Consider the following 23,884-nt stretch of genomic DNA (forward strand, 5'->3'; position numbering starts at 1 on the left):
GTTGCTCCATTCTTGTTAGTCTCCTGCGGCGGCCGGATGGCCGTCTAAATACGTTTTGAGCCGCTCGGCGAACAGCCGCATGGCTTTCCCCCGGTGGCTGACGGCGTCCTTTTCCTCGTCCGACAGCTCCGCGTATGTGCGATCCCCCACCAGGAACAGTGGGTCGTAGCCAAAGCCACTCGCCCCTCTGGGCGCGAAACCGACGGTGCCCGCGCATTCGCCCCGGGCGGTCAGTACTTCCCCGTTCGGGAACACACAGCAGACCACGGACACGAAAGCCGCCCCCCGCTTATGCGCGGGTACGTTCTTCAGCTCCCGCAGCAGCTTGTCGTTCCGGTCGGCGTCAGTGGCCCCCTCTCCGGCGTAGCGGGCCGAGTAGACCCCCGGCGCGCCGTCCAGCGCGTCCACCATCAGGCCGGAATCGTCCGCGATGGCCGGAAGGCCGCTCTCCCGGCAGGCCGCCGCCGCTTTGATATAGGCATTTTCCTCGAAGGTGTCTCCCGTCTCCTCTGCCTCGGTCAGGGTCAAGCCTAGATCCCGGTCGGTGGCCGCCCGGATACCCAGCGGCTCGAGAATCCGGGCCATTTCCTTCAGCTTTTTCTGGTTATGGGTGGCAATGATAAAGGTGGTCATATCCCCGCATCCTTTCCGACCCTGTTATTCCCCGAAAATCCCACGGGCGAAATCGTCCGGGTCGAAGGGCTGGAGATCGTCCACGCCCTCCCCCACGCCGATGAACTTCACCGGCACGTCCAAATCCTCCCGGATGGCCAGCACCACCCCGCCCCGGGCCGTACCGTCCAGCTTGGTGAGCACGATGCCGGTGATCCCGGCCGCGTTTTTGAACTCCCGGGCCTGATTGACCGCGTTCTGTCCCGTGGTGGCGTCCAGGACGAGGAGCACCTCCTTGTCCGCGTCGGGCAGCTCCCGGTCGATGATCCGGCTGATTTTGGCCAGCTCGTCCATCAGGTTTTTCTTGTTGTGCAGCCGCCCCGCCGTGTCGCAGATGACCACATCGGCCCCCCGCGCCTTGGCGGCGGCGATGCTGTCGAACACCACCGCGGCGGGATCCGCCCCCTGGGTGTGCTTGACGATGTCCGCCCCGGCCCGTTCGGCCCAGATTTCCAGCTGCTCAATGGCCGCGGCGCGGAAGGTGTCCGCCGCCCCCAGCACCACCTTCTTGCCCTCCGCCCGGAACCGGGCGGCCAGCTTGCCGATGGTGGTGGTCTTGCCCACGCCGTTGACCCCGATGACCAGGATCACCGATGGCTTGGTGGTCAGCCGCAGCTCCTGCCCTCCCCGGAGCATTTCGGCCACCGTTTCATACAGCAGCCCGCGGACCGCCTCCGGGTCGGTGACGCCCCGCTCCTTGACCTTGCGGCGCAGCTCGTCGCAGATCCGGCCCGCCGTGGGCGCCCCCACGTCCCCCATGATGAGGATCTCCTCCAGCTCCTCGAACAGCTCCTCGTCGATTTTGGTGAAGGCGTGGAGCATGGAGTTGACCGACCCCATGATGGAATCGCGGGTTTTCTTCAGCCCCGCGCTGATTTTACTGAAAAAGCCCATGGATGCACCTCAAATTTCACATGAATTACTTAGCGCCGGTGAGCTGCGCAGACAAACGACGACGCTATATACCGCTTACGCCTGGTTCATGCTGATGCCCAGCTTCTGCTCCACCTCGCTGGCCCGCAGCTCCAAGAGCTTGGATACGCCCTGCTCCTGCATGGTCACGCCATAGAGCACGTCGGCCTCTTCCATGGTGCCCCGTCGGTGGGTGATGGCGATGAACTGGGTGTTGTCGCACATCCGCCGCAGATAGGCCGCGTACCGATCCACGTTCACGTCGTCCAGCGCCGCCTCAATTTCATCCAGCACGCAGAAGGGCGAGGGGGTGACTTTCAGAATGGCAAACAGCAGCGCGATGGCCGCCAGGGCCTTCTCGCCGCCGGACAGAACGTCCAGGTTGAGAATGACCTTGCCCGGGGGCTGCACGTGCATTTCGATGCCCGAATGCAGAATGTCGTCCGGGTCGGAGAGCTTCAGCTCCCCTTTGCCGCCGCCAAACATCTCGGCGAAGACAATGCCATAATTATAATTGATTTGCTTGAAACGTTCAATAAAGATTTCTCGCATCTGCACGGTCAGCTCGCCTATGAGGGCCAGCAGCTCGTCCTTAGAGACTTCCACGTCCTGCACCTGGGCGTTCAGGAACTCGTACCGCTCGCTGACCTCCTTGTACTCCTCGATGGCGTCCACGTTGACACTGCCCAATCCCCGGATTTTGCTCTTCAGCTCGCCCAGCCGGCGGTTGGCCGCCGCCGGATCCGCAATGGGCTTGGCCGCCGCCTCCGCCTCGGTGCGGGTCAGCTCGTATTCCTCGTACAGCCGGCGCACCACGTCGTCCACATCCTTCTGGACGGCGCCGCACTTTTCCTCCAGACGCGCCGCCTCGCGGCCCGCCAGCTCCCGCTCCTCGGCCTTTTCCCGCGACTGCTGGCGCAGCTTGGTCTGCATGGCTTCCCCTTCGGTGCGCCGGGCCGCCAGGGCCTCTATCTGCGCGCCGGACGCCGCCGCCTGTTCCCGGAGCGCTTCGGCCTGCCGGTTTTTCTCAGCGATCCGCTCCTGCAGCGCCTCGTTGGCCTCGGCCAGGGTGGTGATCTGCGCCTGGAGCGCGGCCTTGTGCCCGGCCGCGTCCTGACGGCGCGCGTGCAGATCGCGTATGGCCCCCTCCAGGGCCTCTATCTCCTTATTATAGGCCACTACCTCCAGCTTTATTTCGGCGATTTTGGCAGACAGCTCCTCCCGCTTGGCGGTCAGCTCCTGCCGGCCTCCGCTGGCGGCCTGCAGCTCGGCCTCCAGGGCCGTTTTCCGTTCCGTTGCCTCGGCCGCCTCGGCCGCGGCTCCCGCCGCGGTGCGCTTGCATTCCTCCGCCCGCTCGTTCAGAGCGGTGATTTCGGCGGCGGCTTCCTCCGCCGCCCGGCGGCTGGCCTCCTCCTGCTCGGCCAAACGGCGCACCTCGCCCTCCAGACGGATGCGATCCTCCTGTGCCGTGGCCAGCTCGCCTCGGGTGCCGGTGAGATCCGCCTCGGCGGCGGCCGCTTCCTGCTGCAGCTGCCGGAACAGCTCCCGGGCCTGCCGCGCCTTTTCGCCCAGAACGGCGGCCTCCTTCTGGATGCTTTCAATTTCCGCCCGGCGGGACAGCAGCCCGGTCCCCTTGGCACTCGAGCCGCCGGTCATGGAGCCGCCCGCGTTGACCACCTGTCCATCCAGGGTCACGATGCGGAAGCGGTAGCCGTATTTGCGCGCAATGGTCACGGCGTAATCCAAATCCTCCGCCACGGCGGTGCGGCCCAGCAGGCTGCGGGCCACTCCCTCGTAGGCGGGATCGTAGGTCACCAGGGAGGACGCCAGCCCGACGAAGCCCGGCTCGTTCTCCAGGCCCCGCTCGCTGAGCAGATTGCCCTTGACCGACGTCAGGGGCAGGAAAGTGGCCCGTCCTCCCTTGTTCTCCTTCAGATAGGCGATAGCCCGCTTGGCGTCGTCCTCTTTTTCGCACACCAGGTTCTGGGCCGCGCCCCCCAGGGCGGTCTCCACCGCCAGGGCATAGTCGGCCTCCGCCCGAATCAGCCGGGATACAGGCCCCAGGATGCCCCGCAGGACGCCCCGCTCCGCCTGCTTGACCACCGCCTTGACGCTGTGGGCGAAGCCCTCCATGTTGCGTTCCAGCTCTTCCAGCAGCCGGGCCCGGCGCATCTTCTCCTCCGCGTCCAGCCCCAGCTTGTCGGCGTTCTGCTTGGCCGCGTCCAGCTTGGCCGCCCGGGAATTGTACCGCAGCTCGTAGCCCTTGGCCGCGTTCTGCAGCTCCTCCACCCGCTGCCGGCAGGCGTCCAGCGCCTCCTGGGCCTCGGTCAGCTCCGCCTTGGCCGCATCCCCGGCCTGGGAACGCAGGGCCACGCTGGCAGTCAGCTGGGAAAGCCGAAGGGTGATTTCCGACAGGGAGGACTCGCTGGTCACCGATTTGACCCGGATATCCGACAGCCGCATGGCCAGGGCTGACGCCTCCCGGGACAGCTCGTCGATCCGGCCCGAATACACGTCGCTGCTCTGCGCGAGACTCTCCATCTCGCCGGACAGGGCCAGCTGCTCCGCCTCCGCCCGCGCGATGGCCTCCCGCTTACCGCGGATGTCCTCCTGCCGGGCGGCGATGTCCTCCTCGATGCGGCTGTCCCCCTCCGCCGACAGGCGGATTTCCTCCTCGATGCGGGCCGTGTTCTCCTTGTTGTGGTAAATATCGTTGCGCAGCACCGCCACGTCCCCGTCGCAGCGGGCGGCCTCCTCCTCCAGCTGCTGGGCGCCCCGGCGGATGTTGTCCATCTCCACGGCCAGCTCCTGGGCCTGCCGGGCGATATCCTCCATCTGCGCCTCGAAGCCGTCCATGGCCTCTCCCGCCGCCTCGTACTGGGTGCGGGCCAGTTCCAGCTTGGCCGACAGCTCCCGCAGCACCGCCCTGGAATCGATCATGGTGTGCAGCCACAAGCCGATTTCCAGATCCTTTTTCTCCCCGGCGTATTCCAGGAATTTCTTGGCCTTTTCCGCCTGCTGGGCCAGCGGGCCCACCCGCTCCTCCAGCTCCTGTAAAATGTCCCGCAGACGCAGCAGATTCTCCTCGGTGGATTTCAGCCGCCGTTCCGCCTCGTTTTTGCGGTAGCGGTATTTGGAGATGCCCGCCGCCTCCTCGAAGATTTCCCGCCGTTCCTCCGATTTGGAGGCCACGATGTCCCCAATGCGTCCCTGCCCGATGATGGAGTACCCGTCCCGGCCCAGGCCGGTGTCCATGAACAGCATCTGCACGTCCTTGAGCCGGACAGTGGCGTTGTTGATGAGGTACTCGCTCTCCCCCGACCGGTAATACCGGCGGGTGACCTTTACGTCGTCCGCGTCAAAATCCAGCTTGCGGGAGCGGTTGTCGATGACGAGGGACACCTCGGCAAAGCCCACCGGCTTGCGCTGGGCGGTTCCGTTGAAGATGACGTCCTCCATCTTGGAGCCCCGCAGGCTTTTGGTGGACTGCTCCCCGAGCACCCAGCGGATGGCGTCGCTGATATTGGATTTGCCGCTGCCGTTGGGCCCCACGACGGCGGTCATCCCCTGTCCGAAAGAGAGGACCGTCTTGTCCGGGAACGACTTGAAGCCATGTATTTCCAGGGACTTTAATAGCATATGTTCACATCCTGTAGTTCACAGTGTCATCCGCCGCCGGGGCGTTTCACCCGTCGTAGCCCATCAGCTTGAGTGCCTCCCGGGCGGCCTGCTGCTCCGCTTCTTTCTTGCTGCGTCCCCGGCCGGTACCGATGACGTTGCTGTTGAGATGGACCTCCACCACAAACTGCTTGCTGTGGTCGGGTCCCGACTCACCCGTCAAGACATATTCCAGCTTCTCCTCCGGATTCTGCTGGACGATCTCTTGGAGGGTGGTCTTGTAATCCTTGAAGTGCCTCTTGCGTTGGTTGTTCGCTTCCTTTTCGACAAAGCGCAGCACGAACCCCCGCACCGGCTCCAGTCCGCCGTCTAAGAACATGGCGGCGATGACCGCCTCAAACGCGTCCGCCAGGATGGAGGGCCGCTCCGCCCCCCCGGTGAGCCGTTCCCCCTTACCCAGCAGCAGATAGTCTCCAAGCCCCAGCTCCCTCGAATAGGAGCACAGGGCCTTTTCGCACACCACCGCCGCCCGCAGCTTGGTCAGCTCCCCCTCCGGGCCGGTCTCCTTTTCAAACAGATATTTCGCCGCCACAAACCCCAGCACGGAATCCCCCAGGAACTCCAGCCGCTCGTTGCTTTCCAGCCCGTGCCGCCCCTCGTTGGCATAGGAGGAATGCGTCAGCGCCTTCTCCAGCAGCCGGGGATCCCGAAAGCGGTACCCCAGCTTATCCATCAGCGCCGTATACTCGTTGTTCATGCCGTGTCCATTCCTTTCCTACAGCCTGTCCTCGATATACCCCACCATGTCCTCCAGCGTCACGAACCCATCCAGCTCCTCGTCCGGAATCGCCACGCCGTAGAGCTCCTCCAGGGTCAGCGCCATATCGCTGCGCTCGTCGAGGGTGATGTTCAGCTCGTCGAAGCTGTCGGCCAATTCGACAGGCCCCTCGCAGCCGTACCTGCCCAGGCAAAGCTCCACCACTTCATTAAAAACCACTTGCCTCACCTCGGTTTCGTTCGCTTCTTGAAACACCATGCGCTGATACCGGGAGGTAAACGCGCCGGTAAAATAAGTGTACAGCTTTCCGTCCAGCCACGCGGTGCCGCTGCATCCGCAGGCTTCGTGCAGGTGCGTTACTCCCAGCGCTGCCCAGTCCTCGTTGTTCCCAGGATATTTCACCAAAAACTTGGGCGGCGATTCCTCGTACCGTACCACGCTTTTGCCTGTCAGCTCCATCCGGGCTGCATGCCACAGTCCTGTGAAACCGTTTATCTCTGGATCGGAAAGATGAAAAGCGCTTATTAGGCACCACACCAATACCAGCCCTGCCAGGAATCCCAGCAGAATCCCCGCTAGCTTCAGCGACGCCTTGACGTTCGCTTTTTGCTCCGCGTCCATGCCGTACTCTCCCACGTTCTGTCGCTTATTCCGCCTTGTCCGCGTTCTTCGCCACCGCCGCCGCGATATCCTCGATCACTCCGGCCTGCGCGAATTCGCCCGCCACCCGGATGGCGTTCTTGATAGCCGCGGCCTTGGAATTGCCGTGGGCCTTGATGACCGGCTTGCTGATGCCCAGCAGGGGCGCGCCGCCGTATTCGGAGGTGTCCATTTTCTTCTTGAACGCGCCCAGATGCGGCTTGACGACCAGCGCGGCCAGCTTAGTGGCCAGGGTGGACATGAATACGCCCTTAATGTTCTTCATGATCATGTCCGCGACGCCTTCCATCATCTTAAGCGCCACGTTGCCGGTGAAGCCGTCAGCCACCACCACGTCCGCCGCCCCGGCGGGCAGATCCCGCGCCTCCACGTTGCCTAAGAAGTTCAGGCCGCTGTCTTTAAGCAGCGCAAACGCCTCGTGCTGCAGCTCGCCGCCCTTGCAGTCCTCGGTGCCCACGTTGAGCAGCCCCACCGTGGCCGGCTTGCCGCCACCCATCACCTTGGTCATATAGCTCGACCCCATATGGCCGAACTGCAGCAGCATGTCAGCGCGGCAGTCGGCGTTGGCCCCCGCGTCAAGCAGCATGAACGGCCCCTTGTCGGAGGGCATCAGCGGCGCCAGCGCCGCCCGGGACACCCCCTTGATCCGCTTGACGATGAAGGTACCGCCCATGATGAGCGCCCCGGTGCTGCCGGCAGATACAAACGCGTCCCCTTCCCCGGCGGCCAGCTGGCGCATGCCTTCGGCCATGGAGCAGTCCTTATGTTCCTTGAGGATGGACTTGGGCTCGTCCTCCATGCTTATCACGTCGGGCGCGTCCACAATCTCCATACCGGTCAGGGGGATGTCCTTGTCCGCCGCCACCCGGCGGATTTCCTCTTCCCGTCCCACCAGGACGACGGTGTGTCCGTACTCCGCGACCGCCATGGCCGCCCCTTTGATAACCTCCAGCGGCGCGTTGTCCCCGCCGAACGCATCCACAATGATCCGCATACTTTCTCGTCCTTTCCTATCTATCTGTCGTCTCCGCCAGCCGGTCCAGCGCCCGCTGCGCCAGCGCGGCGTATCGCTGCCGCTTGTCCCGTATCGTCTCTTCGAGCGGCGGCAGAATCCCGAAATTTGCCCCCATGGGCTGGAAATCCGCCGTCGTCCCGCCGCTGATATACCCCGCTAGCGCCCCCATCATGGTCTCGGGCGGAAGCATGAGCAGGGGCTGTCCCCGGTACAGCCGCGCGGCGTTCATCCCCGCCAGCAGCCCGGAGGCCGCCGACTCCATATAGCCCTCCACCCCGGTCATCTGTCCCGCGAAGAACAGCCGTGGCTCCTTCCGCAATTGGTATCCCGCCGTCAGCAGCCGCGGGGAATCCAGAAAGGTGTTGCGGTGCATCACGCCGTAGCGGATAAATTCCGCGTCTTTGAGCGCGGGAATCATCCCGAACACCCGCTTCTGCTCCCCGAATTTCAGGTTGGTCTGGAACCCCACCAGATTGAACAGCGTCCCCTGCGCGTTTTCCATGCGCAGCTGCAGCACCGCCCAGGGCCGGTGCCCGGTGCGGGGATCCCGCAGTCCCACCGGCTTCATCGGCCCGAAGCGGATGGCGTCCGCCCCCCGCTTCGCGAGTACCTCGATGGGCATGCAGCCCTCATACACCTTCCGGCCCCCGCCCTGATCGAACTCGTGCAGGGGCGCGGTCTCGGCCGCCGCCAGCGCCGCGTGGAACGCCTCGTACTCCTCTTTGTTCAGCGGGCAGTTGATGTAGTCCCCCTCGCCGCTCTCCTCCCGGCCGTACCGGGACGCCCGGAAGGCGCTGTCCATATTCACGCTTTCAGCGGTCACAATGGGCGCCGCCGCGTCGAAGAAGCTGAGCCCCCCGCCGCACAGCCGGACGATATCCTCCGCCAGCGGACCGGCCGTCAGCGGACCGGTGGCCACCACCACAATTCCGTCGGCTGGGATCGCGTCCGCCCGCTCCCGCCGCACGGTGATGAGCGGGTGCGCCAGTATCCGCGCCGTCACCGCGTCGGAAAACGCGTCCCGATCCACGGCGAGCGCGCCGCCCGCCGGCACCTCGCAGGCGAAAGCCGCCGGCACGCATACGCTGCCAAGCCGCCGCATCTCTTCCTTAAGCAGCCCCGCCGCGCTGTCCAGCCGCTTGGCCTTCAGAGAGTTGGAACACACCAGCTCCGCGAATCCCTCCCGGTGATGGGCCGGGGTGTACTCTCCCGGCTTCATCTCGGTCAGTTCCACCGGCACCCCCGCCTGCGCGATGGCCCAGGCCGCCTCGCAGCCCGCCAGCCCCGCGCCGATGACTCGGATAGCATCCATCGGCCTATTCCTCCGCCGGCGCGGCCTTCTCCGGCGCCGCCGGGGCCTCGCCCTCGTCATGGGGCCCTTTTTCAAAGCCGCAGCCCTCGGTCAGGCAGGCAACACCGGCGTTGCGCCCCTTTTTCTTGAACAGAGTCTTGCCGCACTTGGGACACAGCTCCTTGGTCGGCTCGCTCCAGGTGACGAAATCGCACTGCGGGTAATTGCTGCACCCAAAAAACTTGCGGTTGTTCTTGGATTTCTTGGCCACGATGGAGCCGCCGCATTTCGGGCAGACGGCCCCCGTTTCCTCCACGATCCGCTTGGTGTTCTTGCATTCCGGATACCCCGGGCAGGCCAGGAACTTCCCGTACCGTCCCGACTTGATAACCATTTTGCGGCCGCACTGCTCGCAGACCACGTCGCTTTCCACCTCGGGCACCTTGATTTTCTCGCCCGACAGGTTCTCCTCCGCCCGTTCCAGGGTTTTGGAGAACTCCTTATAAAACGCGTCCAGGGTATCCACCCAGTCGGCCTTGCCGTGCTCCACGCCGTCAAGCTGCTGCTCCATGTTAGCGGTGAACTCCACGTCCACCACCTCGGGGAACTGCTCCTTCATCAGCCTTGTGGTCACCTCGCCGAGGGCCGTGGGCCGCAGGGCCTTGCCCTCCCGCTCGATGTATTCCCGTGCCAGGATCGTACTGATGGTGGGGGCGTAGGTGGAGGGCCGGCCGATACCGTTTTCCTCCAGGGTCTTGATGAGGGTCGCCTCCGTGTAGCGGGGAGGCGGCTGGGTGAAATGCTGGTTGCCCCCCAGCTCCCGCAGGTGCAGCACGTCCCCCTCGTTCAGGGTGGGCAGCGGCCCGTTCTCGTCGCTCTCCTCGTCCTTGCCCTCCACGTACAGCACCGTGTAGCCCTCAAAACGGACGGTATAGCCGGAGGCCTTGAACAGGTATTTGTCCGCGCGGATGTCCACCTGGCAGGTGTCGTGGACGCAGTTGGCCATCAGGCTGGCGATGAACCGATCCCAAATCAGCTTGTACAGCCGGAATTGATCGGAGGTCAGGGACTCCTTCACCCGGTCGGGGGTCAGGGAGGGCATGGAAGGCCGGATGGCTTCGTGGGCGTCCTGCGCGTTGTTGCGGGACTTGAACGTCCGGGGCTTGGCGGGCAGATAATCCGCCCCGTAGGTCTCCCGGATGAAATCGTTGCCCTCCTTGCGGGCGTCCTCCGAAATCCGCAGGGAGTCGGTACGCATATAGGTGATAAGGCCGATGGCGCCGATCCCCTCCACCTCGACGCCTTCGTACAGCTCCTGGGCGGCCTTCATGGTGCGCCGGGCCGCAAAGCCCAGCTTCCGGCTGGCCTCCTGCTGCATGGTGGAGGTGATGAAGGGCGGCGCGGGCGAAATCTGCCGCACGCCCCGCTTGACGCCGCTGACCTGAAAGGCGGCGTTCCGCAGCTCCTTGAGGATCCCGTCCGCCTGCTCCTTGTTCTCAATTTTCATCTTGCCCTTGGCGGTTCCGTGGAACCGGGCCGGGAAGCCCTTGCCCTTGGGCGTGGCCGCTAAGAGCGCGTCGATGCTCCAGTATTCCTCGCTGACAAAGGCGCGAATTTCGTCTTCCCGGTCGACGATGATGCTCACCGCCGCCGACTGCACCCGCCCGGCGGACAGTCCCTTGCGCACCTTTTTCCAAAGGAACGGGCTGAGCTTATAGCCCACGATGCGGTCGAGAATCCGGCGGGCCTGCTGGGCGTTGACCAAATCCATGTCCAGGTGCCGGGGATTCTCCATCCCCTGGGTCACCCCCGTCTTGGTGATCTCGTTGAAGGTGACCCGGTTGTTATCCCCCATGTCCACCTTAAGAATCTGGGCCAGGTGCCAGGAAATCGCCTCTCCCTCGCGGTCGGGGTCGGTGGCGAGAATGACGCCGTCGCTCTCAGCCGCCATGGATTTCAGCTGCCGGATCAGGGCGGTCTTGCCGGGAATATCCACATACCGGGGCTTGAAGCCGTGATCCACATCCACCCCCAGCAGGGTCTTGGGCAAATCGCGGATATGCCCCATAGAAGCAATCACTTCAAAGCCGGGGCCCAGATACTTTTTGATGGTCTTGGCCTTGGCCGGGGATTCCACGATGACCAGCTTTGACATGTCTACGAACCAATCCTTTCTATATAAAGGGTACCCCTTCATCCGGGTGAAGCCCGTATCGTAAGGGTTACAGCAAACTCATAAGCCGTACCGCCGCCCGGGGTACCCGCGGGCCGCTCCCAGCAGTTCCAGCTCGGTCAGGGCGGCCAGCGCCTGGCTCAGCGGCAGTCCTGCCGTCTCGGCCAGCGTGTCCGCCTGGGCGGGCTCGGCCTTCAGCAGGGCGTGCAGCGCCGCCGCCTGCGCCGAGGCGCCCGCCGGCAGCGGCCGGGGCTCGTCGTCCCGCCTCTCCCGCGCGGCCCGCCGTTTTCCGGCTTCCGGCGCCTGGCGGGCCCGCCCGTTCATCTGCCGCCGGCAGAAGGCGCTCATGGCCTCCTGCGCCTTGGCCGCCGCCTGCAAATCCAGCAGACCGGGGAACCGCTCCTGATAATCCTCGAGGATCTCCTCCGCCCTGGTGACCAGCACCGCGCCGCTGCGGATCTGCTGGTGCGCGCCGCCGTTTCGGCCAGTCTGGAGATCCCCCGGCATGGCGTATACGTCCCGCCCCTGGTCCCGGGCCAGCGTGCCCGTGATGAGGCTGCCGCTGCGCTCCGGGGTTTCCCCGAGGCAGACGCCCACCGACAACCCGCTTATCAGCCGGTTGCGGACATGGAAATCGCATTTCGCCGCACGGCCCGGCGGGAACTCGCTGAGCAGCAGCCCCCCGGAAGCCACGATTTCCCGCCGCAGCTCCTCGTTTTCCTCCGGATAGGTGCCGGTCACCGGGCAGGCCATGACCACCACGGTCACGCCGCCGGCCCGCACCGCTCCAAAATGGGCGGCCCCGTCGATGCCGACGGCCCCGCCGCTGACCACGATCATGCCGCCTGCGGCCAGTCCCGCCGCCAGACAGGCGGCGTTCCGCTTTCCGCCGTCCGTGGCCCGCCGGGTGCCCACCAGTCCGAAGGCGGGGCGCTCCTGCCAGTCGGGCGCGTCTCCCCGGCAGAACAGAGCCAGCGGCGGCCCGGCGATCTCCCGCAGCCTTTGGGGATACGCCGCGTCGTCCGGGGTGAGCACCCAGTCCTTGCCCGCGCAGGCCCGGCGCAGGGTGTCCGCCGCCCCGTCCAGCTGTTTGTCCAGCAGCCCCGGCAGGCCCGCCAACCCCATGGCCGCCAGCTCGTTTTCCCCGGCCGCGTGTATGGCTTCGGGCCGCCGCCCATCCTCGAGAATGCGCCCGGCCGCCCGGTGCCCCAAGGGCACCGCCGCCTGCAGCCAGATCCAGTATAACCGGCTGTCCAATCCGCATCCTCCCCGCGTCCTCAAGTGCAGGCGTCCCGCCTGTATTTTTTATGCGGCCAGGCCCCGATTATGCCTGCGGCCGCATCAGCTCCCAAAGTATGATTCCCGCCGCCATGGAGGCGTTGAGAGATTCCGCCCGCCCAGCCATCGCGATGGTCAGCCGTCCGCGGCAGGCCGCGGCGGTTTCCGGCCTTAGGCCGTTGCCCTCGTTGCCGATGACGCAGATGCTGCCGGGCCCCAGCGCCGCCTTGTGCACCGGCGTCGCCGCCGGATCCACCACGCAGGCCCAGCCGGTCATCCCGCGCGCCTGCAGGGCGGCGATAGCCGCGCCCATTTCCCCCACCGCGTAAAACGGCAGGCGGAACACCCCGCCCATGCTGCCCCGCAGCACCTTGGGGTTGTACAGGTCGCAGCAGCCGGACGACAGCAGCAGCCCGTCCGCCCCCAATGCCTCGGCGGTACGCACCACCGTGCCCAGGTTGGCGGGATCCTGCATGTCCTCCAGAGCGATATACCGGCCCATTCTATTTATTGTATCCAAAGCAGCGCGGTTGTCAAGGGTTTTGCAGATACAGAATATTCCCTGCGGGGACGCCGTGTCCCCCAAATGGCGGGATATCTCCTCCGAGATCTCGACATACGCCGCCTCTGCGCCGCTGCCCCGGCGAATGGCCTGAAGCTGCTCGCCGTATCCTTCCCGCGCCCGCGCCGTGACCAGCACCGTGCGAATCGCCACGCCCGATCGGGCCGCGTCGGCGCACAGCCGCGCCCCCTCTAAAAGGAAAAGGCCGGTCTGCCGGCGGTATTTCGCGTCTGCCAGAAGCCGCCGCCCTTCCTTGATCAGCCGGTTGTCCCGGCTGGTGATGCTCTCCATAGCCCCTCCTTGGAAAAACAAAGCAGCGCCCGCCGGTCACTACCGGCGGGCGCAATTCCAGCTTATTTCAAAGCCGCCTTGGCTTTTTCGGTCAGCCCGGTGAAGGCCGCCGCGTCAGACACCGCCAACTCGGCGAGCATCTTGCGGTTAAGGGTGACACCAGCCTTGTTCAGGCCGTTCATCAGGGTGGAGTAATTCATGCCGTTGGCCTTGGCCGCGGCGGAAATGCGGGTAATCCACAGACGACGGAAATCGCGCTTTCTCTGCTTGCGGCCGATATACGCGTACTGGCCGGATTTCATGACCGCCTGTTTGGCCATTTTAAACAGCTTGGACTTAGCGCCGTAGTAGCCCCTCGCCAGCTTGATAGTCTTTTTCCTTCTCTTGCGCGTCATCATTGCGCCTTTTACACGAGCCATAATCGTTACCTCCGTTTCAACGTGTCTTTATTTATAGGGAATCAAACGCTTGACCTGCGCCACGTTGGTCACGTCGGCCACAGTCGTCTTGCGGAGATTTCTCTTACGCTTGGTGGATTTCTTGTTCAGAATATGGGACTTGTAGGCGTGGGCGCGGATAACCTTGCCGCCCTTGCTGAGCTTGAAGCGCTTTTTCGCGCCGCTGTGCGTCTTGATCTTCGGCATGATTTTGACCTCCATTTCTTGCCGGGCGCATACCCGGCAGCCACAAATTCGGGTGTGAAAGGGTGCTGTCGCGCTGTCGTCCTGCAAACGTTCTGGCCCGTTTCGGAGGCCATTGCTTACTTGACGGCGGCTTTGGGCGCAAGGAACATCAACATGTGCCGGCCTTCCATTTTGGAAGGACGCTCCACGCTGGCGAATTCCGCGCAGGCTTCAGCAAATTTTTTCATGGCTTCATGACCGATCTCCGGATGTCCCAGCTCACGGCCGCGGAACCGAATGGAAACCTTCACCTTGTTCCCCTCCTGCAGGAAGCGAATGGCGTGTTTCACCTTCGTGTTGAAGTCGCCGATATCGGTGTTCAGACCGAGACGGACTTCCTTGATTTCCACGATGTGCTGATTTTTCCTGGCTTCCTTTTCCCTTTTGGCCTGTTCGAACCGATACTTGCCGTAATCCATGATCCGGCAGACCGGCGGCGTGGCCGTCGGAGCGATTTTCACCAGGTCGAGATTTTTTTCGTCGGCAAGCCGCTGGGCGTCCCGGGACGACATAACCCCCAGCTGTTCGCCGCCGTCCCCGATGACGCGGACCTCGCTGTCACGAATTTGCTCGTTAACCTGCATCTCCTTACTTGCTATGGGTAAGCACCTCCACCACTATACAGTGTTAAAATATAAAACGCGGACAGTCGAAACTGCCCGCGTCATACACACAAAATCCCCCCCGCTAAAAGCGAGGTGTGTCTATTGACCTGTTGGAACGAAATCCGCAGGTGAGAGCGGGCGTAACGCTCTGCTTTGTTTTATTTCTGGTTTAGTATACCAGCCTTTTCCCCGCTTGTCAATGGGTCGGTCAAAATTTTCTTTCCCGGCGCGGCCGCTTCAAACGGCGCGCATCATCCGGCTGAACGCCGGCTTGGCAAATAGGCACAGGGAGAAAAAGGAGGCCAGCCCCAGCTTGATGAGATCCCCGGGCAGAAACGCCAGGCTGGACAGCAGCAGCGCCGGCATCTCGGCCAGCGTCCGGCCGCTGACGGCCGCTAGGGCCGCGCTGCCGCACAGATAGTCCAGCGCCAGCCCGGCCAGCCCCACCGCGAAGGAAACCGGCAGATGGATGGACATCCCCCTGAGCTTTTTATGCAGCAGCCGGGGCATCCCCCTGTCGGCGTACAGCCCCAGCAGCACCAGGAGGAACACCCAGCCGTAGATATAGCCGCAGGTGGGCCCCAGCAGCACGGCGGCCCCGCCCCGGCCGCCCGCCATCATGGGCAGGCCGCACAGGGTGAGCACCAGCACGGCCCCGTAAGCCGTCAGGCCGCCCCGCACCCCCAGGGTCAGCCCCATCATGGCGATCAGAAACACCTGCAGCGTCACGGGAATCCCCGCCACCTGGATGGCGGCCAGCACCGGCACGTTCCCCGCCAGAGCAAACAGCGCCACGTACAGCGCCCCCAGCGTCAGCCGGAACACCGGGACGCTTCTCTTCGTCGGTTTCCTGTCCCTTTTCATTTACATGCCCTTTTCCTGGATATATTCCTCCAGCGTGATGTCCCGGCTCATGATCTCCTTGGCCGCCTCCACGCCGACATACCGGTAGTGCCACGGCTCATAAATCACCGCCGTGATGTTTTCCTTGCCCTTGGGGTACCGCAGGATGAACCCATACTCGGCGCAATGCTCGACGAGCCATTTGAACGCCGGCGTTTTTTCGAAGCTTTCTGTCAGAGAGGTATGCCCGCTGCCGAGAATGTCGAGGGTCAGGCCGGTATTGTGCTCGCTCTCCCCCGGTCGTTTGACCACCGTGGCCGCCTTAATTTTGGCATTCTCCAGGGAATAGCCTTGGCCCTGCCACTTGGCGACCTCGTTGTTATATAGCTTGGTTTGCAGCTCCCGGCTGCGGAACATAGAAATCGGCGTCAGATTGTAGGCAGCCCCCGCCTTGATCATTTGGTTAAGAGGCTCCACAATCCGGGCGTCGCACTGCTTGCCCGGCCCGCGGAAGTCTGCGATGTGGATCGTGGATTCGAAATTTTCCGGCAGCGGATTGTAATCGTTGACGAGAATCAAATTCCATACGCTGCGGTTTTTCTGCACATACTTGGCCACCGGCAGCAGCCCGTCGGAGCCGGCCGTCGTCTTGGCGGTCGGCTTCGAGGTCGGCTTTGAAGTCGGCCCGGTCGTCGCGCCGTTGGTGGAGGCGGTGGTGCCGTCCGCGTTTTCATCAGAGGAATCCGCCCCGCCGGACGGCGCCGTCTGCGACGCGGAGGACGCGCTGCTGGCTGTCTGCCTGCCGCGCTCAATCATCCCCATCACCCCAATAATCACGAATATCACAGCCAGCAGCCCCAGCAGCGCTATCAGAATGACAAACGCCAGCCTCCGGTTCCGTCTTTTGACCGCCTCTGATTTTTTCCCCATCTTTCGTCCATCCTTCCCTGGCGAGATCCCGATTTCGATCGATTCATATTCACACAGCGTAAAACGCCTGGAGTTCCGCGCCATACTACCCGCCGATCCGGCCGGCGGCATACGTCTAACATTGTAACATATTCGGCCGCTTATGCAACGACTTCCTCCAAATTCATGCAAACCCATAAATTTGCCGGACGCCTCTGCCCTCTTTTAGCCATTATCGGAAAATCCCATCCTCCCCCTTTATTTACCAGCTTTTTGTGATATACTAAAAGCATGTTGGTTTGTCCCTTCCATGCAGTGCCAGCCGGATTGGACCGGCAAAAAATGGAGGTTGTTTATGAGAAAGACCAAAATCATCTGCACCCTGGGCCCCGCCACTGATAACCCGGATGTGCTGCGGCAGCTGATGCTTTCCGGCATGAACGTCGCGCGCATCAACATGTCCCACCAGTCCCATAAGGATCACAAGGCCCGCATCGACATGGTCAAGGCCCTGCGGGAGGAACTGCGCCTCCCCATCGCCATCCTCATCGACACCAAGGGCCCGGAAATCCGCCTGGGCGCCTTCAAGGAACCGAAGGTAGAACTGCGCGCCGGGGACTCCTTCACCCTGACCACCGAACCGGTGGAGGGGGACAGCACCATCGCCTCCATCAGCTTTGCCGGCCTGCCCGCCGACGTGCGCAAGGGCGGCCATATTCTGATTGACGACGGCCTCATCGATATGGAGGTGCAGGGCACCACCGCCACCACCATCACCTGCACCGTCATCAACGGCGGCATGATCTCGGCTAACAAAGGGGTCAACGTCCCCGGCGCGCAGCTGTCCATGCCCTTTATGAGCGACCGGGATCGGGCCGACATCGCCTTTGCCTGCGAAATGGAGGCCGACTTCATCGCCGCCTCTTTCACCCGCCGGGCCGACGATGTGCTGCAAATCCGCCAGGAGCTGGAAAAGAACAGCAACCATTCCATCCGGATCATCGCCAAAATCGAAAATGCCGAGGGCGTGGACAATATCGACGACATCCTCAAGGTGTCGGACGGCATCATGGTCGCCCGGGGCGACATGGGCGTGGAAATCGCCATGGAGGAAATCCCCAGCATTCAAAAGAAGCTGATTCATAAGGGGTACAACGCGGGCCTGCAGGTCATCACCGCCACCCAGATGCTGGATTCCATGATGAAGAACCCCCGCCCCACCCGGGCGGAAACCACCGACGTAGCCAACGCCATCTACGACGGCACCAGCGCCATCATGCTCTCCGGCGAAACCGCGGCGGGCGCTTACCCCATTGAGGCCGTCAAGACCATGGCCCGCATCGCGCGGCGCACCGAGCAGGACATCAATTACATCAAGCGCTTCTCCAGCCGGGACGTTCACGAAGCGCCCAACGTGACCAACGCCATCTCCCACGCCACCGTCACCACCGCCCACGATCTGGGCGCGGCGGCCATTATCACCGTCACCAAATCGGGCACCACCGCCCGGATGATTTCCAAGTTCCGTCCCGCCTGCCCCATTATCTGCTGCACCACCAATCCCGCCGCCCAGCGGCAGATGAACCTGTCTTGGGGCGTGGTGCCCATCATGGCCGAGGAAAAGGACAACATGGACGCCCTGTTCGACCACGCCGTGGACTGCGCGGTCAACGCCGGGTACCTGTCCAGCGGCGACCTGGTGGTCATCACCGCCGGCGCTCCCCTGGGCGTGTCCGGCACCACCAACCTGCTCAAGGTGCATCTGGTGGGCAACATCCTGGTGCAGGGCAAGGGCGCCACCCGGTACACGGCCTGCGGCAACCTCTGCGTGGCCCGGGACGAGGAAGAAGCGCTGGATACCTTTCGCCCCGGCGACATCCTCGTCATCCCCCAGACCAGCAACAACCTGCTTCCCCTCTTGAAGGAAGCAGCCGGCATCATCACCGAGGCCGGCGGCATGAACAGCCACGCCGCTATCGTGGGCATGGCGCTGGAAAAGCCGGTGCTGGTCAACGCGCACAACGCCACCAAAATTCTCAAAAGCGGCACCACCGTCACCCTGGACGCGGAACGCGGCATCGTGATGTTCGGCAACGGCAAAAAATAAGCGCAGCCCCGGGAGACGTCCGCCGTCCTTCCGGGGCTGTTTCTATCATACGCGAAGAAAGAAAAGAAATCCTCGCGTCTCTGCAAAGCTTCTGCAAATTCTGCGTCAAGACCACGGCCAAAGGACAAGGCTTGCAAGTTGGCTCTAAAATGGCGTGTCAGCCGCGCTTTTTCCTCCTGTCTCAGGTGCTGCTCAAATTGCAGGGCAGCCTCTGTCTTGCATGGAGTCCCCATCGTTTGGCCATGGGAAGCATGAGAAAAAGGGACGGAGAAATCCGTCCCTTTTTCCCGCCCTTATGCCGACCCGCCAAGCGGGATAACGAGGGCGCGCAATAGCGCATACTATCGATTTTCAGCGGCCAAATGCCGCAGGTTGTCGCCTAAAGTCTTACTTTTTCGCCGTCGTGGTGCCGGCTTTCGTGCCGGCGGTGGTGGATGCGCCGCCGCCAGTCGTCTTGGCCGCGGTGGCCGACGCCGCCTTCACTTCCCGGCCAATGGCCTCCACCGGGTCGGTATAGGCGCCGTTCACTGTGATTTCCAGGTGCAGATGCGGCCCGTCCAGCAGCTCGCAGGGGATATCCCCCAGGGTGCCGATGACCTCGGATACCTCCACCTTCTGGCCCTTCTCGATGTCGCCCGGCTCGATGCCGCAGTAGCGGGACTTGATGCCGAAGCCGTGGTCGATGGTGACCACCTTGCCCCACAGGGCGTCGGTCTCGATGGACAGGATGGTGCCGTCGGCCAGGGCCTTGATCTTCTGCCCCTTCTCGCCTTTGAAGTCCACGCCGTTATGGGTGCGCCAGTCGGCCATAGTCTTGGAATACACCTGCTTGCCGTCGCTGAACTCGGTCAGCACCTCGTTGCTCAGCGGCAGCACGAACAGCTCCGCCGGCGTGGGGCCGACGTTCACGGCGGTGGTTTTGCCAGTCGTGGTCGCCTGGGATGTGGTGGTGCGGTCATCCGGGATGTTGGTGACCGGCTTGTCCACCGGCTTTTCCTTGGTGGTGGGGGTCACGGATACGACGGACGCGGGGTTGGAGCTGTCGCTGGACAGCTGGGGCAGGGAATTGATAAAGGTGCCTACCGCCACGCCGCAGACAGCCACCAGGCAGACGGCCAGCGCCACGTAGAAGCCTTTGCCGGAAAGAAACCGTTTAAACTTGGATTTTTCATCAAAATTAATCTTTTTTCCCATGGAAACGCTCCTTTTCTCCGCCGCAGCTTCGTTCCTCTCCGGTGGCCAATGGCTTCCGGCAATCCCGTCCGGCGGCGGTAAAACGGGCGGAAAGCGGGGCCGGCGCGCTGGCGACGGCTTCGCTTTCCAAAATGAACGAGGCTGTTTCTCGGTTATAGTGTGAACCGTTTGCGCGGCAATATGCCGCAAAGGGAAAAAATATTTGCGTTTTTTTTCGCATTCGTATACTATAGAATCGTCCGATTCCGCATCGTTGCGGTCGACCGCACGCGCAAAATCGAATTTTTTGTAACCCTATGCAACAACCCGCCCGCTTTTGAACACGATCCGAGTGTGCAGCACAGGAGTGTCTTTCATGAACGACGACTTCATCGAGCAGGTACAGCGCGCCGCCGCCGGAGACGCGGCGGCCTTCGGCGTCCTGTACGAACAGGTTTATACGGATCTGTACCGGTACGCCCTGTATGCGCTGGGCAGCCGGGAGGAGGCGGAGGACGCCGTGCAGGAAACGGCCCTGGAGGCTTTCCGGGGTCTGCACGGCCTGCGGCAGCCGGACGCCTTCCGGGGCTGGATGTTCACCATCCTGTCCGCCCGGTGCAACCGGCACATCCGCGGCCTCATCCGCCGCCGGGAGGAAACCGATCTGGACGCCTGTCCCCTGGCCTGCCCGGATTTCGCCGGCGACCGGGACACCGCCCTCAGGCTGCGGGCCGCCATTGCCGACCTGGGGCCGGAAGATAGGCGGCTGGTGCTCCTGTCGGTGGTGGGCGGCTATTCCGGCAAAGAGATCGCCGCCCTGCTCGGGCGACCGGAGGGGACTCTGCGCTCCCGCCTGCACCGGACGCTGAAAAAGCTGCGGGCCCTTCTGCCGGAGGAAGAGCCCGCCAACACCCCCTGACGGTTTCCGCTACACAGCAGCTTGGCGACACGCCAGAAAGGCATGGATGTCTATGAACGATCAATTTCATCCCGACGAGGAGAAGCGCCTCGCCCGGGATATCGATAAGGCCCTGCGGCCGCTGGATGACGAGCCCTCGGCCCGCATCGCACCGGAGAGCATCGTCTCCCGCCTCCGGGAGGAGCAGGCGCCCCATCCCCTCCCCTTTTACCGGCAGAAGCGGTGGATCGCCGCGCTGGCTTCCCTGGCTGCCTGCGTGGCGGTGGTCATCGCGGCGGCGGCCGGCGGCCGGCTGCGCACCAAGAATGGCGGCTCGCTGAACGTCGCTCCAGCGGCCTCCCTGAGCACCTCGTGCCAGGAGGATACAGCCCCTTCTAAAACGACAGAGCCTGTCGACGGCTCCTATGACGACAACGCCGGCGGGGCGGCGGACGGAGCCGCCACCACCGTCGGTTTCACCGACGGCCCGGACGCGGCCCAAAGCTCCGCCACCCAAAAGAATATGAACGCCGCGCAATCCACCGCCGCCTGCGGCCAGGCCACCCGGCCGGGCGGCAGTGAGCGCCCGACCGCGGGCAGTGGAAACAGCGAGGGGGCCGCCGGTGAGAAGCCCTCCGGTGCACTAAGCACCGCGCTGCTCTCCGACGCCGAGGCCGCCCAACTGAAGCAGGACGGCGCGCTGCTGGTGGACGTGCGCAGCGTCGAGGCTTACCGCCTCGGGCACCGGGAGGGTGCGGTTCATCTGCCTCTGGACGCCATCCGGCGGGGAGAATACGGCGGCCTGTCCGCCGCCGCGCCGCTCATCGTCTACGGCGCGGACGCCGCGGACGGCGAAGCCGCCGCGCTCACCCTGCTGGCCGCGGGGTACCAGGTGGAGGGATATCTGAGCGGTTACACCGCCTGAAAGGGACAAAAAAACGCGAAAGCCGCAATGGCTTTCGCGTTTTTAGTATCTGCGGAGAACCCCCTGTGTGTCCCGGCGAATATTCCTCGGATCCATCCTTTTCAAAGGGACTATTCCGCTTCCAGCAGCAGCTGGCCGCTCGCGTCGGTGGTCAGGCGGATGGCGGACAGGCCGGCGTCGCAGCTATCCACGATCCGGCTGGCGATGCGATCCTCCACGTCCCGGCGGATGACGCCCCGCAGATCCCGGGCGCCCCGCTTGCCGCCATAGGCCTTGGAAGCCAGCACCTGCTTGGCGTCCTCGGTCCAGGAGAAGGCGATGCCTCTTTCCTGCAGCGGCGCGGTCAGCTCGTCCAGCATCAGCTCGGCGATGCGGACAAAGCTCTCTTTGGTCAGCGGGTCGAAGTACACCACCTCGTCCACCCGGCCGATGAATTCCGGACGCAGGAACTCGGCCAAGGCCTTGGAGGCCCGGTCGCGGGAGGCCTGCGCGTCGGATTTGCCGAAGCCGATGAGGCTTTCCCGGTTCTGACTGCCGGCGTTGGAGGTCATGACAATGACGGTGTTTTCAAAATTGACCACCCGACCATGGGCGTCGGTCACCCGGCCCTCGTCCAGGATTTGCAGCAGGATGTTGAGCACATCGGGATGGGCCTTTTCGATTTCGTCGAACAGCAGCACCGAATAGGGCTTGCGCCGCACCTTCTCGGTCAGCTGCCCCGCCTCGTCATAACCCACGTAGCCTGGAGGGGAGCCGATGATGCGGGAAACGGCGTGTTTCTCCATGAATTCGGACATATCCAGGCGGATGAGGGTTTCGGGCGTGTCGAACAGTTCGGCGGCGAGCACCTTGACCAGCTCGGTCTTGCCCACGCCGGTGGATCCCACGAAAATGAAGGAGGCAGGGCGGCGGCGGGGGCTTATCTGCACCCGGCTGCGCCGGATGGCGGCGGAAACCAGGGCCACAGCCTCGTCCTGGCCGATGATTTTGGCTTTCAGATGTTCCTCGATATGGGCAAGCTTGCTCAGCTCGTTCTCCCGCACCTTGGAGGCAGGGATGCCGGTCCACAGCTCGATGACCCGGGCCAGATCGTCCTCGGTCACCTGGGCGCCCAGGGCGGCCTCTTTGATAGCCGCGGCGTCCTGCTCCACCTTCATCAGCTGGGCGCGGGTATTGGCCAGCTTCTCATAGTCGATGGCCTCTTGGCCCATCTCCTCCTCTTCCTCCCCGCGCAGGAAGGCGGCCTGGCGCTGCATCTGCTCATACTTATCGGCCGCCTTGTTGTTCAGCGCGGCGGCGGCGCAGGCCTCGTCCAGCAGGTCGATGGCCTTGTCCGGCAGAAAACGGTCGGTAATATACCGTTCCGACAGGGTGACGGCCCGGCGGATAAGCGGATCGGAAATTTGCACGCCGTGGAAGGTTTCGTAATAGCCCTTGATGCCCATAAGCATGGACACCGTATCGTCCACGGTGGGTTCCTCCACCGTCACCGGCTGGAACCGGCGCTCGAGGGCGGCGTCCTTTTCGATATGCTTGCGGTATTCGTTGAAGGTGGTGGCGCCGATGACCTGGATTTCCCCCCGGGAGAGGGCGGGCTTGAGAATGTTGGCGGCGGACATGCTGCCCTCCGCGTCCCCGGTGCCCACCAGGTTGTGCACCTCGTCGATGAAAAGGATGATATTGCCTTCCGCCTTGACCTCGTCCACCAAGCCCTTGATGCGGCTTTCGAACTGGCCGCGGAACTGGGTGCCCGCCACGAGGGCGGTGAGATCGAGCAGGTGGATTTCCTTATCCAGCAGGCGGGGAGGCACCTGGCCCGCCGCGATGCGGATGGCCAGCCCTTCCGCGATGGCGGTCTTGCCGACGCCCGGCTCGCCGATGAGGCAGGGGTTATTTTTGGTGCGGCGGGACAGGATCTGTACCACCCGGTAGATTTCCCGATCCCGGCCGATGATGGCGTCGATCTTCCCCTCCCGGGCGCGGGCGGTAAGATCGGTGCAGTATTGGGTGAGGAACTTGCGCTTGCGTTCCTTCTTTTTCTGTTCCTTAGCGGAGTCCTTCTCTTTTTCGTCCGCGGGCGCTTCGGTCTCCTTCTTCTCCTGCTCGCCGGCCTGCGCGCCGAACAGGTTCTGCAGAAAGGGGAAGGCCGGGGCGCCGCCGGGGGTGAACCCGTCCTCCCCGTCCTCGCCCGACAGGCTCATCAGTTCGCCCAGCTGCTGATCCATTTGCTCCATGTCGTCGTCGGTGATGCCGAACTTCTCCAGCATATCGTTGACAGGTTTGATGCCCAGCTCCTTGGCGCAGACCAGGCAGAGGCCGTCGTTGACCGTCTTCTCCCCCTCCATGCGGGTGATAAAGACGACCGCCGGCCTTTTTTTACAGCGTGAACAAACCATAAAGCCTCCATTCCGGCGGGCTTTGGCCCGGCCAGATACATTTTTTACCTGAAGGTGAGGGGGAGCGAACAACCTCCGATTTTGGGGAGAGCGAG

The 23,884-nt window shown here is 63.6% G+C and carries 20 protein-coding genes; 3 read left to right on the top strand and 17 right to left on the bottom strand.

From position 1 onward, the window contains the following. Positions 1-15: 15 nt before the first annotated feature. The 15 genes from rdgB to ACSAMM_RS06170 form a co-directional block, all read right to left on the bottom strand. Positions 16-633, bottom strand: coding sequence for an RdgB/HAM1 family non-canonical purine NTP pyrophosphatase (gene rdgB, locus ACSAMM_RS06100; protein WP_178725630.1), 618 nt, complete (start codon positions 631-633; stop codon positions 16-18). 24 nt (positions 634-657) lie between these two features. After that, positions 658-1,566 carry a signal recognition particle-docking protein FtsY gene (gene ftsY, locus ACSAMM_RS06105; RefSeq protein WP_457790480.1) on the bottom strand — a complete coding sequence of 303 codons (909 nt, stop codon included), beginning with the start codon at positions 1,564-1,566 and terminating at the stop codon, positions 658-660. Between the two features lie 75 nt (positions 1,567-1,641). Further along, positions 1,642-5,223, bottom strand: a complete 3,582-nt coding sequence (gene smc, locus ACSAMM_RS06110; protein ID WP_178725635.1) for a chromosome segregation protein SMC — start codon at positions 5,221-5,223, stop codon at positions 1,642-1,644. A gap of 46 nt (positions 5,224-5,269) precedes the next feature. After that, positions 5,270-5,959, bottom strand: coding sequence for a ribonuclease III (gene rnc / locus ACSAMM_RS06115; protein WP_457790482.1), 690 nt, complete (start codon positions 5,957-5,959; stop codon positions 5,270-5,272). Positions 5,960-5,977: 18 nt separating this feature from the next. Beyond that, positions 5,978-6,601 carry an acyl carrier protein gene (locus tag ACSAMM_RS06120; RefSeq protein WP_457790484.1) on the bottom strand — a complete coding sequence of 208 codons (624 nt, stop codon included), beginning with the start codon at positions 6,599-6,601 and terminating at the stop codon, positions 5,978-5,980. Positions 6,602-6,626: 25 nt separating this feature from the next. Next, the gene (gene plsX / locus ACSAMM_RS06125) at positions 6,627-7,634 is read right to left on the bottom strand and encodes a phosphate acyltransferase PlsX (protein WP_457790486.1); all 1,008 of its coding nucleotides are present in this window, start codon (positions 7,632-7,634) and stop codon (positions 6,627-6,629) included. A 16-nt stretch (positions 7,635-7,650) separates the two neighbouring features. After that, positions 7,651-8,967 (bottom strand): methylenetetrahydrofolate--tRNA-(uracil(54)-C(5))-methyltransferase (FADH(2)-oxidizing) TrmFO, encoded by a 1,317-nt coding sequence (trmFO, locus tag ACSAMM_RS06130; RefSeq protein WP_457790488.1) that lies wholly within the window; start codon positions 8,965-8,967, stop codon positions 7,651-7,653. 4 nt (positions 8,968-8,971) lie between these two features. Continuing rightward, on the bottom strand, positions 8,972-11,101 hold the full coding sequence (topA, locus tag ACSAMM_RS06135; protein ID WP_457790489.1) for a type I DNA topoisomerase: 2,130 nt from the start codon (positions 11,099-11,101) through the stop codon (positions 8,972-8,974). 78 nt (positions 11,102-11,179) lie between these two features. Beyond that, the gene (gene dprA, locus ACSAMM_RS06140) at positions 11,180-12,376 is read right to left on the bottom strand and encodes a DNA-processing protein DprA (protein ID WP_457790491.1); all 1,197 of its coding nucleotides are present in this window, start codon (positions 12,374-12,376) and stop codon (positions 11,180-11,182) included. A gap of 67 nt (positions 12,377-12,443) precedes the next feature. Then, positions 12,444-13,250, bottom strand: coding sequence for a TrmH family RNA methyltransferase (locus ACSAMM_RS06145; protein ID WP_457790493.1), 807 nt, complete (start codon positions 13,248-13,250; stop codon positions 12,444-12,446). A gap of 62 nt (positions 13,251-13,312) precedes the next feature. Further along, entirely contained in the window at positions 13,313-13,669 is a 357-nt protein-coding gene (rplT, locus tag ACSAMM_RS06150; RefSeq protein WP_178725695.1) for a 50S ribosomal protein L20, read from the bottom strand. Between the two features lie 27 nt (positions 13,670-13,696). Further along, positions 13,697-13,894: a 50S ribosomal protein L35 gene (rpmI, locus tag ACSAMM_RS06155; protein ID WP_178725693.1), complete on the bottom strand. Its 198-nt coding sequence runs from the start codon at positions 13,892-13,894 to the stop codon at positions 13,697-13,699. 116 nt (positions 13,895-14,010) lie between these two features. After that, on the bottom strand, positions 14,011-14,517 hold the full coding sequence (infC, locus tag ACSAMM_RS06160) for a translation initiation factor IF-3 (RefSeq protein ID WP_178725691.1): 507 nt from the start codon (positions 14,515-14,517) through the stop codon (positions 14,011-14,013). Positions 14,518-14,775: 258 nt separating this feature from the next. Next, complete coding sequence (locus tag ACSAMM_RS06165; RefSeq protein ID WP_457790496.1) at positions 14,776-15,402, bottom strand: biotin transporter BioY; 627 nt, start codon at positions 15,400-15,402, stop codon at positions 14,776-14,778. Then, complete coding sequence (locus ACSAMM_RS06170) at positions 15,403-16,311, bottom strand: M15 family metallopeptidase (RefSeq protein WP_457790498.1); 909 nt, start codon at positions 16,309-16,311, stop codon at positions 15,403-15,405. Positions 16,312-16,645: 334 nt separating this feature from the next. On the opposite strand from ACSAMM_RS06170, the gene pyk reads away from it, so the two are divergent. Next, the gene (gene pyk / locus ACSAMM_RS06175; RefSeq protein ID WP_457790500.1) at positions 16,646-18,397 is read left to right on the top strand and encodes a pyruvate kinase; all 1,752 of its coding nucleotides are present in this window, start codon (positions 16,646-16,648) and stop codon (positions 18,395-18,397) included. Positions 18,398-18,784: 387 nt separating this feature from the next. On the opposite strand, the gene ACSAMM_RS06180 is transcribed toward pyk, so the two are convergent. Continuing rightward, entirely contained in the window at positions 18,785-19,591 is an 807-nt protein-coding gene (locus tag ACSAMM_RS06180) for a peptidoglycan DD-metalloendopeptidase family protein (protein ID WP_457790502.1), read from the bottom strand. A gap of 355 nt (positions 19,592-19,946) precedes the next feature. Between ACSAMM_RS06180 and ACSAMM_RS06185 the strand changes: the two genes are divergently transcribed. Next, entirely contained in the window at positions 19,947-20,489 is a 543-nt protein-coding gene (locus ACSAMM_RS06185) for an RNA polymerase sigma factor (RefSeq protein ID WP_457790504.1), read from the top strand. A gap of 52 nt (positions 20,490-20,541) precedes the next feature. Then, positions 20,542-21,393, top strand: coding sequence for a rhodanese-like domain-containing protein (locus tag ACSAMM_RS06190; protein ID WP_457790506.1), 852 nt, complete (start codon positions 20,542-20,544; stop codon positions 21,391-21,393). A 110-nt stretch (positions 21,394-21,503) separates the two neighbouring features. Here ACSAMM_RS06190 and ACSAMM_RS06195 read toward each other — a convergent pair whose 3' ends face one another. Beyond that, the gene (locus ACSAMM_RS06195; RefSeq protein ID WP_457790508.1) at positions 21,504-23,789 is read right to left on the bottom strand and encodes an AAA family ATPase; all 2,286 of its coding nucleotides are present in this window, start codon (positions 23,787-23,789) and stop codon (positions 21,504-21,506) included. Positions 23,790-23,884 lie beyond the last annotated feature (95 nt).

Source organism: Anaeromassilibacillus sp. SJQ-5, from assembly GCF_054108045.1.